The sequence below is a fragment of the Flavitalea plasmicola genome, assembly GCF_030546645.1.
Taxonomy (GTDB): domain Bacteria; phylum Bacteroidota; class Bacteroidia; order Chitinophagales; family Chitinophagaceae; genus Puia.
This window is the reverse complement of record NZ_JAUOTO010000012.1, coordinates 106,448-121,309: the sequence shown is the minus strand read 5'-3', so window position 1 is coordinate 121,309 and position 14,862 is coordinate 106,448. Positions and strand designations below refer to the sequence as shown.

General features: G+C 52.4%; 11 protein-coding genes. 4 read left to right on the top strand and 7 right to left on the bottom strand.

Annotated features, from left to right (window positions below; genetic code table 11):
• Positions 1-10 precede the first annotated feature (10 nt).
• From Q4E93_RS33375 to Q4E93_RS33365, 3 genes are read right to left on the bottom strand one after another with little or no spacing between them, the layout of a single operon-like run.
• Positions 11-334, bottom strand: a complete 324-nt coding sequence (locus Q4E93_RS33375) for a rhodanese-like domain-containing protein (RefSeq protein WP_303592309.1) — start codon at positions 332-334, stop codon at positions 11-13.
• On the bottom strand, positions 331-1,092 hold the full coding sequence (locus Q4E93_RS33370) for a glycosyltransferase family 2 protein (RefSeq protein ID WP_303592307.1): 762 nt from the start codon (positions 1,090-1,092) through the stop codon (positions 331-333). Before Q4E93_RS33370 ends, Q4E93_RS33375 begins: the two co-directional genes overlap by 4 nt.
• Complete coding sequence (locus Q4E93_RS33365) at positions 1,089-2,897, bottom strand: ABC transporter ATP-binding protein (RefSeq protein ID WP_303592305.1); 1,809 nt, start codon at positions 2,895-2,897, stop codon at positions 1,089-1,091. Before Q4E93_RS33365 ends, Q4E93_RS33370 begins: the two co-directional genes overlap by 4 nt.
• Positions 2,898-3,031: 134 nt before the next feature.
• On the opposite strand from Q4E93_RS33365, the gene Q4E93_RS33360 reads away from it, so the two are divergent.
• The 4 genes from Q4E93_RS33360 to Q4E93_RS33345 are packed head-to-tail and all read left to right on the top strand — an operon-like array spanning position 3,032 to position 7,103.
• Positions 3,032-4,309, top strand: coding sequence for an O-antigen ligase family protein (locus Q4E93_RS33360; RefSeq protein ID WP_303592303.1), 1,278 nt, complete (start codon positions 3,032-3,034; stop codon positions 4,307-4,309).
• A 33-nt stretch (positions 4,310-4,342) separates the two neighbouring features.
• A complete protein-coding gene (locus Q4E93_RS33355) occupies positions 4,343-5,077 on the top strand; it encodes a class I SAM-dependent methyltransferase (RefSeq protein WP_303592301.1) in 735 nt (244 codons plus the stop codon).
• A 2-nt stretch (positions 5,078-5,079) separates the two neighbouring features.
• Positions 5,080-6,309 carry a prenyltransferase/squalene oxidase repeat-containing protein gene (locus Q4E93_RS33350; RefSeq protein WP_303592299.1) on the top strand — a complete coding sequence of 410 codons (1,230 nt, stop codon included), beginning with the start codon at positions 5,080-5,082 and terminating at the stop codon, positions 6,307-6,309.
• The gene (locus tag Q4E93_RS33345) at positions 6,291-7,103 is read left to right on the top strand and encodes a WecB/TagA/CpsF family glycosyltransferase (RefSeq protein ID WP_303592297.1); all 813 of its coding nucleotides are present in this window, start codon (positions 6,291-6,293) and stop codon (positions 7,101-7,103) included. The genes Q4E93_RS33350 and Q4E93_RS33345 overlap by 19 nt, the downstream gene beginning before the upstream one ends.
• Here the strand turns inward: Q4E93_RS33345 and Q4E93_RS33340 are convergent.
• The 4 genes from Q4E93_RS33340 to asnB form a co-directional block, all read right to left on the bottom strand.
• Positions 7,082-9,832, bottom strand: coding sequence for an O-antigen ligase family protein (locus Q4E93_RS33340; RefSeq protein ID WP_303592294.1), 2,751 nt, complete (start codon positions 9,830-9,832; stop codon positions 7,082-7,084). The genes Q4E93_RS33345 and Q4E93_RS33340 overlap by 22 nt on opposite strands.
• A gap of 7 nt (positions 9,833-9,839) precedes the next feature.
• Positions 9,840-11,990 carry a bi-domain-containing oxidoreductase gene (locus Q4E93_RS33335; protein ID WP_303592292.1) on the bottom strand — a complete coding sequence of 717 codons (2,151 nt, stop codon included), beginning with the start codon at positions 11,988-11,990 and terminating at the stop codon, positions 9,840-9,842.
• A complete protein-coding gene (locus Q4E93_RS33330) occupies positions 11,987-12,877 on the bottom strand; it encodes a class I SAM-dependent methyltransferase (RefSeq protein ID WP_303592290.1) in 891 nt (296 codons plus the stop codon). Before Q4E93_RS33330 ends, Q4E93_RS33335 begins: the two co-directional genes overlap by 4 nt.
• Before the next feature lie 62 nt (positions 12,878-12,939).
• Positions 12,940-14,853 carry an asparagine synthase (glutamine-hydrolyzing) gene (gene asnB, locus Q4E93_RS33325; RefSeq protein WP_303592289.1) on the bottom strand — a complete coding sequence of 638 codons (1,914 nt, stop codon included), beginning with the start codon at positions 14,851-14,853 and terminating at the stop codon, positions 12,940-12,942.
• Positions 14,854-14,862: the final 9 nt, after the last annotated feature.

Genomic DNA, 14,862 nt, shown 5'->3' with positions numbered 1-14,862 from the left:
GGAGGGGTGATCAGCGTTCCTTTATTATCCGCCACAGGGATTCCCAGTCGCCTCCGTTATACACCTGCGTGATGCCGGCCGACCTTAGTATTTCCGCGGCTTCCCGGCAATGAACCCCGGCGTTGCAACAGAGGATCACGGGTTTTCTCAGGTCTCTGATCCTTCCGATGTTGACCCTGATCCGATCTATGGGAATATTCAGGGCCCGGGGAACATGTCCCTGGTCGAATTCATAGGCGGTCCGCAGATCGATGACCACGCCTCCTTCCTGTAAGGCCTGCCGGACTGCAGTGTTTCCGCTTACGAGTCCAAAAAGGTCAGATAACCATCTCATGATTTATGATGTCTTAAGCGGTGCAATTTAATATATTTCAGAAAAGTGAGATGACCGATCTGGACCGCGATGACGAAGCCGTTGAAACCATCTAAGAAGCCTGCCCGGAGGAAGTAGCTGGTCAGGAAGGCCCAGAAGGGGTTGATGACAACCTTGAACCAGGTGACCTTTTTTCCTCTTTCGAACAGGAGCTGTGCGGAGAGGCGGCTGTACTTGTTGTTCTTATCTACATGGTCGTCGAAATTCGAATAGGTATAGTGAAGGAGGTCGCCGGTGAGCAGGCCGATTCGGGCATCATTGTCCGGGACCAGGGATTCATGGACGATGTCCAGGCTCCAGGCGCTTTTTTTCCTATGGGCCATGCGGAGCTTCCTGTCGGGATACCAGCTGCCATGGCGGATCCATTGTCCGCAATAGTTATTCAGCCGGTTCATCAGGTATCCGTCCTGGGGAAAGTCCTGGTTCTTCTCCCTTAGGATGCTGGTGCAGAGCTCTTCGCTGAGGAGCTCATCCGCGTCCAGGAACAGGATATGATCATGACTGGCCAGGACGGCGGCTGCGTTCTTCTGCGATCCATAGCCGGTGAAGGCGCGTTGGTGCAGCCGGCCTCCCAGATCCCGTACGATCGCCGCCGTCTTATCCGTGGAAAAGGAATCCAGCACGACGATCTCATCGGCAACGGACATCACCGACTGCATACATCGTTCGATATTCTTTTCCTCGTTGTAAGTTATAATTACGACGGATAGGGGTGTCATGTAGCTTTTATTGTTGCATATTTCCTTTCGCCTATCTGTTGTCTCCACATCGCGTAATAAAGACCTTTTTCCTCGAGCAGCTCCACATGGGCGCCCGTTTCCACTACCTCCCCTTTTTCCAGTACATAGATCCTGTCGGCATGCATGATGGTAGATAAACGATGCGCGATGAGAATTGTTATCTGGTCTCCCCTGGAAGAAATTTCCCGGATGGTCCGGGTGATCTCTTCTTCCGTCAGCGAGTCGAGGGCGGAGGTAGCTTCATCGAAGATCAGCAGCTTGGGTTTTCTCAGCAGGGCCCGTGCGATGGAAAGGCGTTGTTTTTCTCCGCCGGACAGCTTGAGGCCGCCCTCTCCTATCATGGTATCGATGCCTTTTTCGGCGCGGAGCAGCAGGTTTGTGCAGCTGGCCTTATCCAGGGCTTCCAGGAGGTCCTGTTCGGTGGCGGCGGGGTTGACGAAGAGCAGGTTTTCTTTTATGGTGCCGGCGAACAGCTGTGTATCCTGCGTGACGAAGCCTATTTGCTTACGAAGGTCGTCAAAGTCGATGGCGTTCTCGTCCATCCCATTGTATAGGATATTCCCTTCCCTGGGTCTGTATAGGCCGACCAGCAGCTTCATCAATGTGCTCTTGCCGCTGCCCGACGGGCCGACAAAGGCAAGTGTCTCGCCGAATTTTGCATCGAAGCTGATGTGGTCGATGGCATTGTGATGGGCGGTGGGGTGTCTGAAGACGACGTCCCGGAAAGACAGTGTCCTCACGGGGCCCAGGTGACGGGGCTCGGCGGGCGGCAGCTCCGGCTTCTTCAGCATCAGGTTGTGAAAATTGATCAGCGAGGCTTCGGCTTCCCGGTAGGAAAGAATGATATTGCCCAGCTCCTGGAGGGGGCCGAAAATGAAGAAGGAATAGAACACCATGGTCAATACTTCGCCCGGGGTCAATCTTCCTTTGAAGACGAGCCAGAAAAGGACGAACATGATACATTGACGAAGGAAGTTGACAAAGGTGCCCTGTACGAAGCTGAGGGCCCGGATGCTTTTTACTTTGCGGAGCTCCAGTCCCAGGATCTTGAATGTGTTGTTATTGAGACGGGTGACCTCCTGTTCTCTCAATCCAAGGCTTTTCACCAGCTCGATATTGCGTAGGGATTCGGTGGTGCTGCCGGCCAGGGCGTTGGTCTCCGCGACGATGGTCTTCTGGATCCGCTTGATCTTTCTGCTGAGCAGGCTGGTCAGCAGTGCGAGCAGGATCATGCCGACAACATAGATCGGCATGATAGCCCAATGCAGGGTGAAAGAATAAATGGAGATGAAAACGACGCCCACGATGATACCGAAGAGGACATTGATAAAAGAGATAATAAATTTTTCCGTGTCGGTACGTACTTTGGATAAGGTAGACAGCGTTTCGCCGCTGCGCTGATCCTCGAACTCGCTGAAGGGAAGGGACATGGAATGGCTAAGGCCGTCGGTAAAGATGGTGGCCCCGAATTTCTGGACGATGACATTGCCGAAATAATCCTGGAAGGCTTTGGCGATCCGGGAGACCATGGCTACGCCGATGAGGATGCCCAGGAATTTCAGGACGCCCCAGATGAAATCGGATTGGGTCCGGGGGCCTTCGGGGACAAAGACTTTATTGGCTTCGTAGTGGCCGTATGTCAAAGGGTGGGTGGCATAGCCATCCAGCAGCTTACCGAAGAAGTAAGGGTCCAGCATGGAGAAGGTCTGGTTGATGGCCGCCATAAAAAGAGCGAGCACCACCAGCCACCTGTAAGGCTTGAGATAGGTTAACAGAATTTTCATATAATTACCTGAAAGATATTTATTATTTGTAATAACTCATAAAGGTACGATTCTCACTATACTAACACGTTATTGCCGGTATGGTTTAGAAGTGTATTTTTGTGCAAAACAGGCTCCGCCGGCAACTAAACTAAATGAAAGCACTCCTTTTACTGGATTTTACAGGAAAGGTATTTCTTCAAAAGGAGAAGATACTCTACTGGCTGCTGTCGGCCTTTTTCGTCTCTTTATTCCTTCCCGAGATGCCGGTGATCAACAATACCTTCATCATTGCGGTGGTCCTGCATTCCTGCTTCTATAATACGTTCGCGGAGAAGGGACAGTTGCTGCGGAAAAGAGCGGAGATCATTTGTATGCTTCTTTTCTACGGGCTGCAGATCGTCAGCGCCTTTCTTTCGGTGAACCGGGATGAGGCGATGATCATGCTGGTAAGGCGTCTGCCGCTGCTGATCTTTCCCCTTTGCATCGGGCTGTTGTATATCCGCGAGGAGCTGAAGGACCGGATCCTGCTGGCCTATTGTTTTTTTACCACGGTGGCGGCGGTGGTCTGCCTGCTCTTTGCCTATTATCAATATAAGCAATCGGGTGATGCGGGTTATCTTTTTTCCGACAATCTTACCAGGGCCATCGGAAGGGAGTCGGTATACATTGGCATGGTGGTGAACCTTGCATTGTTCACGTATGTCTATTTACTTCAAAAGCAGTCCTTTGCCATCGAGTATAAAGGGTTGGTCTATCTCAGCATCGCCTTCCTGCTGGTGTTCCATTTTATGCTGGCCAGCCATATCGCCATGATCACGTTGTATTCGGGCCTGATGGTCTTTGCCGCCTGGCACGGGCTGCAGAAGAAGCAGTATGTAAAAGGGGGGATACTAGTCGTCGCATTGCTGACGACGGCTTTTTTGTTGTTGAAATTCTTTCCCAGGCCCCTGGCAAGCTTCAAGGAGCTCAGCCATACGAACTATGTTTACAGTCGTCCCGGGACGATGCTTGACAAGCCTAACGCGACGGGTGGATGGAATGCCACGAATACGCGGCTGGCCGTATGGCACTGCGGATGGCAGCTGGCGAAAGAGCATCTGCTCACAGGTGTGCCCCTGGGAGACAAACAGGACAAGCTGGTGGAGGTCTATCAACAACGACATTTCACCTATGCTGCCGAATCCAGGAGGAATATGCATAATACCTACCTTGATGTGCTATGCAACATGGGTATTGTTGGTTTGTGTATCTTTTTGCTGGGTTACCTGGTCTTTCCGCTGGCCGGCTGCTACAAGGGCAGGGATGGCCTGGGTATATTCATTATCCTTTCTTTTGCTATTGCAATGGTCCCCGAGACCTGGCTGGACAGGAGCGTCGGGTGCATCATGCTGGGTTTCTTCTTCAGTCTCGTCAGCGCGTGGAGACGCTGATGTCCATTGGTTTATAAATTTTTGGTAAAGCATATGACGGAACAAGTCGATAAGGAAGGATTCGAGACCCTGAATACATTGTCCGCCGCAGATAACTTTAATCTCTGGATGTTTGATACGATCCGGCCCTTTATAAAAGGAAAGATCTTCGAAGCCGGCAGCGGCATCGGTAATATCTCCGGTCTCCTGCTCAACATGGGCCAGCCGGTGACCCTCAGTGATTATTCTCTTCCTTACAGAAAGCTGCTCGCCGGAAGATTCGGGAAGCATCCGCATCTCACGGAGATCCTGGACATGGACCTCGAGGACGAATTGTTCGACGAAAAATTCGCCGCTTATTTCGGGACGTTCGATACGGTGATCGCCCTCAATGTCATCGAACATGTGAAAGCAGACGGATATGCTGTTGCAAATTGTAAGAAACTGTTAAAAGAAGGAGGGCACTTCATTGCGCTGGTACCTGCCTATCAGCTGTTATACAATCGATTCGACAAAGAATTGGGGCATTATCGCCGATATTCCAAAAAGTCGATGCAACGCTTGGTGTCCCCCCACTTGTCTATAGTGCGATGCCGATATTTTAACCTGGCAGGTATCCTGGGCTGGTTTGTTTCAGGTTCGATATTGCGATACAGGACGATACCAGGCGCTCAGATGGATGTGTTCAATGCGTTGGTACCGGTGTTCAGGTTATTGGACAGCGCAGTATTTCATCGGGTGGGCCTATCAGTTTGGGTGGTCTCAGTGAAAAGTGGAAATATTAAGTAACTTTGCGAACGCTAAATCAAGATAATATCCATAAAAGACTAAAGCCGGCCTCATTTGTGCGCAGCTTCTCATTATTGAAGTCGTTCAGCGAGAAGAAAGATTTTGCTGGTTGGGATCCATATGATGGACTGAACAGCAGGCTGTTCCAGTCGCTGCCCCTGGTGAGGGATTCCCGCTTTTGCCGGCTGGCATGGATACAGTTCTTTAAGAAAAGTCCTATTAATTTCCGGCGCATTGCCGGTGTGCCTGAGCAGCACAATGCCAAGGGCCTTGGCCTTTTCCTGAGTGGGTATGCTCAGCTTTACCGGGCGGATCCACGACCCGAGTACAAGGAGCATATTTACTACCTGGCTGATAAAATATTGACTATCAGCTCAAAAGGGTATTCGGGCTATTGTTGGGGCTATAATTTCGACTGGCAGGCAAGGGCATTCTTTCAACCGAAATGGACGCCAACGGTGGTAGCTACCTCCTTTGTATCGGATGCCCTGCTAACGGCTTATGATGTCGTGCCGGAGCAGCGATGGCTGGATGCGGCTGTATCCAGCACGCAGTTTGTCCTGAAAGACCTTAACAGGACCTATGATGAAAGCAACGGGAGCTTTTCCTTTTCCTATTCACCGCTTGACCAGACGCGCGTTTTTAACGCTTCTTTGCTTGGCGGCAGGCTATTGGGCAGGGTGTTTGCGTACACAAAGGAGGATCCTTTACGGCAGGAAGCCAGGAAAGTCATGCAATATGCCTGCAATCATCAGCGTCCCGACGGGGCATGGGCTTATGGTACGCTGCCTTATCATCAATGGGTAGATAATTTTCATACGGGCTTTAACCTGGAATGTCTTCACCAATACCAACAATATACGGGTGATAGCAGCTTTCAACCCTTTATAGAGAAAGGATTCCGGTATTACCTGGATAATTTCTTCACCAAAGAAGGTATTCCCAAATATTATGATAAAGCGATATATCCGGTGGATATTCATTCGCCGGCGCAGCTGATCGCAACCTTATATAAACTTAACCGTATTGACCAGCATCGGGACCTGGCAGAAAAGGTGCTGAATTGGACAATTAACAATATGCAAAGCCGTAAAGGATACTTTTTTTACCAAAAAAAGCGTTTTCTCAGCAGCCATATCTGTTATATGCGTTGGGCACAGGCCTGGATGTTTTATGCTTTAACCTATTATTTTATATCCTTAAATACCAAAGAATGGACGAACGAGTTGTAGTATTAGGCACACCGATAGACAATCTGAATATGACGGAAACGGTTAATCGTATTGTAGGAGCTATCCGTGGTGACAGGCATCTGCACCATACGGTGGTGAATGCGGGTAAGATCGTCAATATGCAGCGGGATGCCCAATTGCGGGAGAGTGTGGTGAACGCGGATATTATCAATGCGGATGGCCAGGGTGTGGTATGGGCGTCCAGGATCCTGGGCAAGCCCCTGAAAGAAAGGGTGGCAGGCATCGATCTGATGGAAGAGCTGGTAAGGGTAGCCTACCTGGATGGGTATAAAGTATTTTTCCTGGGCGCTAAAGAAGACATCGTCAGGAGCGTGGTTGAGCATTACTCCGATATATATTCACCCGAGATCATTGCCGGCTATCGCAACGGCTATTTCAAAAAAGAGGATGAACCAGCCATCGCAAGGCAGATAGCCGCCTCCGGAGCCAATATTCTTTTCGTGGCCATTTCTTCTCCTACGAAAGAGAACTTTCTTTTCCAGCAGCGTGATGTGCTGAAGAAAGTGAATTTCATCATGGGGGTAGGAGGCAGCTTCGACGTGGTGAGCGGCCTGGTGAAAAGGGCGCCATTATGGATGCAGAAGGCGGGGCTGGAATGGCTGTATCGCGTTTACCAGGAGCCCAGGCGGATGTTCATGCGCTACCTGGTGGGTAATGCCCGCTTTATCTCCCTGGTGATCAAGCATAGGTTCAGGCCACGCGCTGCCGCAGCCGCCGCACCTTCTGTGGCATTCAGGCCGGCACGACCTGCTTACCACAGGTCCATCAGGTAGGCCGCGCTGTTATATGCTTCGAATGTTCTGAGGATATGTCCTCTTTGCTGCAATTCATTTATCATAGAACGTTCTTCCCCCCGGGAGCCGTCGAAAGGATATACGTGTGAGAATACGAGCCACACATGCCCTTTAACGTCCCGTAATTCTTTTGCATAGCCCGGCCAGTCGCCGGGGTGCGAATTCCCATACAGGGTAGGTATACCTGAAAACAGCACCCTGCCAGTTTCCTTATAGTAATTAAAAGCGTGCCTGCCACCATAATAGATATACGTGGATTCGCCGGGCTGCACGTACCGGTTCATGCTGGCGATGACCGGTCTTATCTCTTCATTGTTCATCGGCAGCAGCCGGAAAAGCCTCAGGGAGAAGGCCACTGTACATAGCCCTGAAAGGGCCAGGACATAGGCGGGCTTCCTCGTTAATAATGTTGTCAGGCCGTAAAGGCCGCCTGCAAGAACGATGATGTACAATGGCAGCTGGTAAAGGATCAGCCGCAGGTCGAAGGGGTACATTTTCAGGGCGGAAAGGAGCAGGTGAAGGGCTATGGGCGCTACGCTGAGGTAAAGGAGCCGGTAGCGCTTTGCCTTTAGCAGGTACAGCAGTCCGCCCAAGTACAAAAGGATCGTAAGCGTTTCGAAGCCGGCAATGCCCGGCAGCAGTTCATAAAAGACCTGGTGTATCCTTGATCCGATCCAATGCCGCCCAGCAGTTCCTGCCGGGTTGCCCGGCATAAACGACTCCCGCCAATATTCTTTCATGATCTTTGCGGTCGGGTGATGCCAGATGAATAGTTTGTAATTTATGGCGAAACAGATCGCCCACAGGGGGAGCGCCGCAAAAACGGCGGTTCTGTCCTTTCCCTGCCGGATGGCCTGATACAGGAGCCATGTCCCGACCGTACAGAGGGGGATCACGGCGATATTGGAGATGAAGATGGCCGCCGCACCGGTGAGGGCCAGGAGCACCAGTCTGTATCGTTGTACAAATGCATTTTCAGAAAAGGCGACGAGATAGATGGCCAGTAAGACGGTGAGGTCCGTCGCATATTGCTTGACCTCGGAAGCGTAATAGATGAATTTGGGTGTAATGCCCAACAGGCAGCAGGCTGTCCCTGCGATGTATTTGTTCTTTGTCAGGGCCAGGCAGGCATAGTATGCCAATACCAGGGCCAGGATGGAGCAAATAAGAGGGAAAAGCCGGAGCGCCATTTCAGAATTTCCGAATATGCGGGTGGAAGCTTTTTCTATGAACAGGAAAAGAACGGGAGCCACCTGGCTATGGTCCAGTGGCTGGAGGAGTCCTGTGAAGCTCTTTTCCACGATGTTCAGGGCCAGCATTGCCTCATCGAGCCAAAGGCTGCGGTCGTGCAGGAACTGGTAGATAGCAATAGCCGCAAGGAGAATGAAGACAAGCCTGGTTAAGGTGGACCAGGAGGAGGCGGCAAAGGATCTCCGGGTGCCGTCTTCACCGCCCGAAGCAGGGTCCCGCCGGGCATAAAGCGCGTAAAAGAACATGAAGTAATTCAACCCCTGCTGTCTTTCCAATAAGGATTCCGTCAGGAATATGAGACAGGTGATCACGATGAAGGCAAGGTAGGAGGTGCGGTAGGCTGTATTCGGGAAAGGCGCCCATAGCATACCCAGGAACAGCAGGATGCCCGGTATCCCATAAATGGCGAGGTATTCCAGGAACTGGTCATGTGCATTGTAGTTGTGTAGTGCGAGGTCCTGAAAATCGGCTGCCAGGTAAGCTTCATGCCGGATGTGTTTAATATCGCCTTCTGTCGTACCCCAGGGGAGATGGTCCCTGGCGATACCCAGGTGTGTCTCCCATTTTGCCATCCGCATGGTGAGGACATTGCGTTCCTCGTAATGATCCGTAGCCTTCAGGTCCCGATGCTTCAGCAGCTCGATCTTTTCCATCTTCAGCGGGTTGAAGTACATAAAAGCGGCTGCGCAACCCAGCAGCAGGCATATGAAGCCTATGCGGGCGCCTGCGCTGATGCCCTGCCGGCCGAGAAAGATGAAGGTGCAATACAGGAGGATAGTGACAAATGCGATCAGTGCTGTCATGGAGTTCAGAAGGAAGAGCGATATGGTCAGAAGAAGAAAGACCAGGGCGGGGAGGATCAGGGAGGGCAGTTTTTTGGGCCGCAGGCGGTCTCCATAATGCCTGATAAGGATAAAGATCGCCTGTACGGCGGACATGGCCACCACGGTGGGATGCCAGTCATTGAACACCCGGGTAAGGCCGTATGAGCTGAACTTATTATAGGGAGCCTGTCCGAGGACCACGGAATGCTGATGGCTGAAGGTCTCGTCGAAGAAGGCATAGACCAGGGCTGCGATGAGGGACAGGCAGACGGAGAAGAGAAAACATCTTTCCGCACGTCGTACCAGATCCTTGTCGATGCGCTGGTATGTTCCCAGTACCAACGGATACAGCAGAAATGGAAGCTTGGTGGACAAAGTGCTTAACGCTTCTCCTTTATCATGGGAGAAGAAGGCTTGTATGACTATATACAGATAGAGTGCGGCGGGAAAAAAGAAAGCCGGCTGTTTGAAAGCAGACGGCTCCCAGAGCCAGTCCTTCTGACATAGGCGACAAATAGCCAGAAGGATCAGCAATGGTAAAGTAAGGAAGTAAAATCCGGAGGGAATGCTGAGGGCCATGCCCAAAATGGCGAAATCTGCGATCTTTTTAAAAGGAGGCCGAGTGTTGGTCATTAACAATTTAAAGGCTTTGAGGGACACCGGTCCTGAGACTGTCCAGGATCTTAAACGTCGCCGCGGTCGTTTGTCGTATAGACTCGAAATCTATCGGCATCTGACTGCCTTCGGACACTGCGCGTAAAAACGCCTGGACCTCCTCTTTATGTCCCTTTCCCTGCAAATTAAGGTTCTTTACCTTATTACGCTGATGCAATTCCCCTTTTTTAAAATCGTGTATGATCCCCACTTTGCCGTCGCCAAAGATCTCCACCCTTTCTTTGGAGAGGGATTTATCGCCCCCTGCCGTATAGGTCAGCGTGCCTACCGACCCATCTTTGAAATGGATGGTAATACAGATATTGTCTTCATTGGTGAGCTTGTCGTTGTCTCCGTTGATACAGGCGGCATATACTTTTACGGGCAGGCTTCCGGTGAAATACTGCATCAGATCGATGAAATGGCACGCTTCGCCGATGATGCGTCCTCCGCCTGTGGCCGGGTCCTGGATCCAGTGTTCTTTTGGAATGAAGCCTGCGTTGACCCTGTAATTGATGACCAGGGGTTGTGCCGGCTTGCCAATGGCTGCTTTTAATGCCTGTGCGACGGGAGAAAAGCGTCTGTTGAACCCGATCATGAGGCGTCCTCCGTGCTGCCCGATATGCTGGCTGATGGCTTCCAGCTCTTCGGGATGGAGGGCCAGTGGCTTTTCGACGAATACGCTTTTGCCGGCCTGCAGGGACCTCAGCACATAATGGGCGTGTGTGTTGTGGGGGGTGGCGATAAAGACGGTGTTGATCTGTCCGTTCGAAAAAACGTCCTGGCTATCGGAGGATGCATTGGCAAAAGAGAATTTCTCCGCCACGTTCTTTGCCGTGATACCCCTGGAGGTTACGACAGTGGTCAGTGCGGCTCCCCAGGTCTTTATGTGTGGGATCAGGTAGTTCTGGGCGAAGCTGCCGGCTCCGATGACGCCGACATGGATACCTCCTGTTGCTGCGGAGGAGGACTGTTTTAAGCGGATGCTGGAGGCGGGAGGCGTGTTACCCGGGGTGTATCTTAGCAGGATGCCGCTGTGCGGCTCCTTCACTTTTCCCAGTACGATATCGTAGGCGGCATCGGCTTTATCGATATCGAAGACATGGCTGATCAGGCGTTTTACGTTGACCTTGCCCTGGGCGATGAGATCGAGGAATGCCTCCATGTTCCGTTGCTCTGTCCATCTCACATAGCTGTAGGGATAGTCCTGGCCATGCTCTTCATAGGAAGGGTCATAACGGCCGGGTCCATAGGAGCAGGACATACGCAGGTCCAGCTCTTTCCGGTAGTAATGCGGGTCCCTGGGGACTTCCATCCGTACGGCGCCTACGACGATCACTCTTCCCTTTTTCCTTGCAATCTCGCCCGCCAGCTCGATGGGGTCGTTGGAATCCGATGCGGCCGTAATGATAATGCTGTCGAAGCCATGTCCCTGTGTAAAGGCGGTAAGCCTGGTTGCCAGATCCGGGTCGTTGCGATGAAGGCTTGCGTCGGCGCCCAGCTCTGCCGCGAGTTCGAGCAGCTTGTCGGAGATATCGATGGCTGCTACGCGGCAGCCATTGGCTTTGAGCAGCTGGCAGGTGATCTGCCCCAGCAGCCCCAGGCCGATGACGGCGACTTTTTCGCCCAGCCGTGGATCTGCCTGCCGTACGCCCTGGAGGGCAATGGCGCCCAGCGTGGTGAAGCTGGCTTCCTCAAAGCTGACGTTGTCGGGAATTCTGGCGACGAGATTGCGGGGAACGCTGACGATCTCTGCATGGGAGGCGTAGTCCTGTCCGGCACAGGCCACCCTGTCGCCCGGCTGAAAAGATCCGTCATTGTCCAAATAGGCCATCACCTCTCCCGCCGTGCTATATCCCAGGGCTTTCAGGGTGTCCAGCTTGGTCCTCACTTTTTCCAGCGTCGCCTTCAGGCCTTCTCTTTTTATATTTTGCAGGACCTGGGCTACCAGGTCGGGTCTTTGTCTTGCCTTTCCCAGGAGGTTGGCTTTGCCCACTTTCACGGTGCTGCGCTCCGTGCCCGCGCTGATCAGGGAATAGTGATTGGCTACCAGTACCATCCCGTCTGCAAGAGAGGGGGGAGGTACTTCATCCACAAAAAGTTCGCCTGTCTTAAAGTTCTGTATAACCTGTTTCATTTAGTAGCTTTTATCCATAAATGCCATCCATATTTATGCGCCAGCGTTCGTTTGAATGCCGCGGGCATGAGATGCTGGAGGCCCAGCAAATGCCGTTCGTTCAGGAAATGAACGGAGGTCGAAAAAGAATGAAAGGCGCTGAACAGCTGTCTGGCCGTGCGTTTGGACCAGACGGAAGAATAGACATTATCGGGTCCGTCTGTGCTGCGGTGCAGAAATTTCTTCATGCTGAAATAGCTGAGGCCTTCATTTTTCAGATGGTGTTTATGCCGGTTGATCCTTTCGGGGCTTTCTCCCGTGAGCTTTGACACAAGCTTGTCCAGGAAAGGGAGTGCGGTAAGGGCCATCAGGCCTGTTCTGCGAAGGAGGCCGATGCTGATGTAATAGTTGAATGACTTTTTGTAGTACAGCATGATCACGGCTTGTCCGCCTGGCTTCAGGACACGATGGATCTCTGCCACGATGGCGCCGATCCTGGGCGAATGATGGATGACGCCATGGGAATAGACGATGTCGAAGCTGTTGTCTTCATATGGGATCTTTTCGGCGTTGGCGACGGTGACCTCCTGGTAAGGTTTTTCGAAGAGGTGGAACCTTTCCTTCACACGCCGTACAGACTCTTCGGTGAGGTCGATGCCGTAATATATGGCGCCCCGGTTGATCAGCTGCATGGAGTCCGCGCCTTGTCCCAGTCCTATCTCGAGGGTCTTTTTGCCCTTGAAGTCGATGGCGTCCAGTTCCTCCAGGATATGGCCTTCGGTCCTATAACGGAAATCGTCGTATTGCGTGTAGAACGTTTTGTCTTTCTGGTAATCAATAAAATTGCTGCCGACGGGATTTTCGTTCCAGAATTTCCTGATATCCGCAGTGTCTTTATTCTCTTGCATGTAAGGTTGTAATGTGGATTTATCCTGGCTGCAAAGTTAGCGTCTTCCTGGTTAATTATACCCTAATTATGGGCGTCTTCGTCCAAATAGGCCCGGCACCACAGCTCGACTGTAAGGAGCTGATAGATCCGGTAAGCATTGTCCTCCAACCCCCGGCGGTCGTCCGCGATGAGCTTTTGGATGCTGGCGTATTGGAAGATGCCTCTTTTTTCCACGGCTTCCCGTGAGAGCAGCCGGTCCACCATGTCTTTCAGCGGACCGCTGATCCAGGACCGGATGGGCGCTCCGAAAGAGGCTTTGGGCCGATAGATGATCTTATGGGGCAGCCATCGTTCGGCGGCTTTTTTAAGAATATATTTGGACATGCCTTTCCGGTATTTAAGACTGCCGTCGATGGACATGGCCGTCTCTACGAGCTTTTTGTCGATGAAGGGGACCCTGACCTCCACGGAGGCGGCCATCGAAGCCCTGTCGGTGTAGGTAAGGTTCAGGCCTACCATGAAGAGGTGGATATCGGTGTTGCACATTTGATTGATAACATCTCCTTCGTAATGTTCGTTGAAAAAATGGGCGTGCTGCTGCCGCAGGCGGGTATAGTCTGCGTTGATATCTTTGCGGAACAGGGATTGCAGTTCCTGCCGGTCATAGTAAGAATAGCTTCGCATGTATGCCTCCTCCACGGGCAGGCCGGCAAAGGAGAGAAAGCGTTTAGCCCAGCGGGTGAGGCGGATGCCTTTGCCGCCGGCCTTTACGGGCAGGGTCCTGACCAGGGCGCCAATGGTTTTCCGGATGACTCCGGGGAGGCGCTGGTAACGGGCTGCCAGGAGGGTTGCTTTCTGGCGGCGGTAACCGAAGAAGAGCTCGTCGGCGCCCATGCCGGACAAGAGGACCTTTACGCCTTTATCGCGGGCCGCCTTGCAGATGAGATAGGTATTGATGGCTGCGGGGTCGCCGATGGGCTCGTCCAATGTGTATACGATACGCGGCAGGTCCTTTACGATATCTGCGTTGAGCATGATCTCGTGGTGATCGAACCCGAATTGTTGCGCCAGCTCCCTGGCATACCGCTCATCCTCGGGCATCTGCTCTATTTTTTTGTCTGCTGTGTCCGTAGCGATGGTGTAAGTGGAGAGTTGAGGGTTGACCTCTTTTGCGATGACGGAGATGAGAGAGGAATCCAATCCTCCGCTGAGAAAGCTGCTGACGGGGACGTCGGCCACCATGTGGCGGTGCACCGACTCACTCACGGACTGCTGCACCAGCGCGATGGCTTCCGCTTCGTCTTTATGGGTGATGCTGGCTTCGGGGCGCCACCAGCGGGTGAGGGTGGGGGTAAGCGGGAATGTCCCTGCGTTCAATTCCATGTAATGACCGGGAGGCAGTTTGTTGCACGCGGCGAACATCGATTCGTTGCCGGGGACCCATAGATAGTTCATTGCGGCCACGAGGGCAAACGTATTCAGGGTCTTATCGAATCCGGGAATGCGGGTGAGGGTCTTCAGCTCGGAGGCGAAGGCCAGCCCCTCGCCTGTCAGCGTGTAGAAAAGGGGTTTGATGCCGAAGTGATCCCTGGCAAAAAAAAGTTGGCGGGTCTGTATGTCAAAGACAACGAAGGCAAACATGCCGATGAGGGAATCCAGGCACCGGGGGCCTTCCAGTCTGTAGAGCTCCAGCAGCACCTCGGTATCGGAGGTGGTATTGAACTGAATGTGGGGCGCCTGCCCGAGGATCTTTTCCTTCAGCTCCCTGTAATTATAGATCTCGCCGTTGAACACCATTGCCAGCCCGTCTTTGACAAAAGGCTGGTCCGACCTTTCGTGAAGATCGATGATGGACAGCCGCTGCTGTGTGAAGATGACATTCCCATTCTGCCAGGCGTGTGCGCTGTCAGGGCCCCGATGGGATTGCAGGCGGCCTGCGATCTCTATCAGCTTCTCCCCGTCCGGCATATTAATAAATCCCGCAATTCCACACATAATTAATGG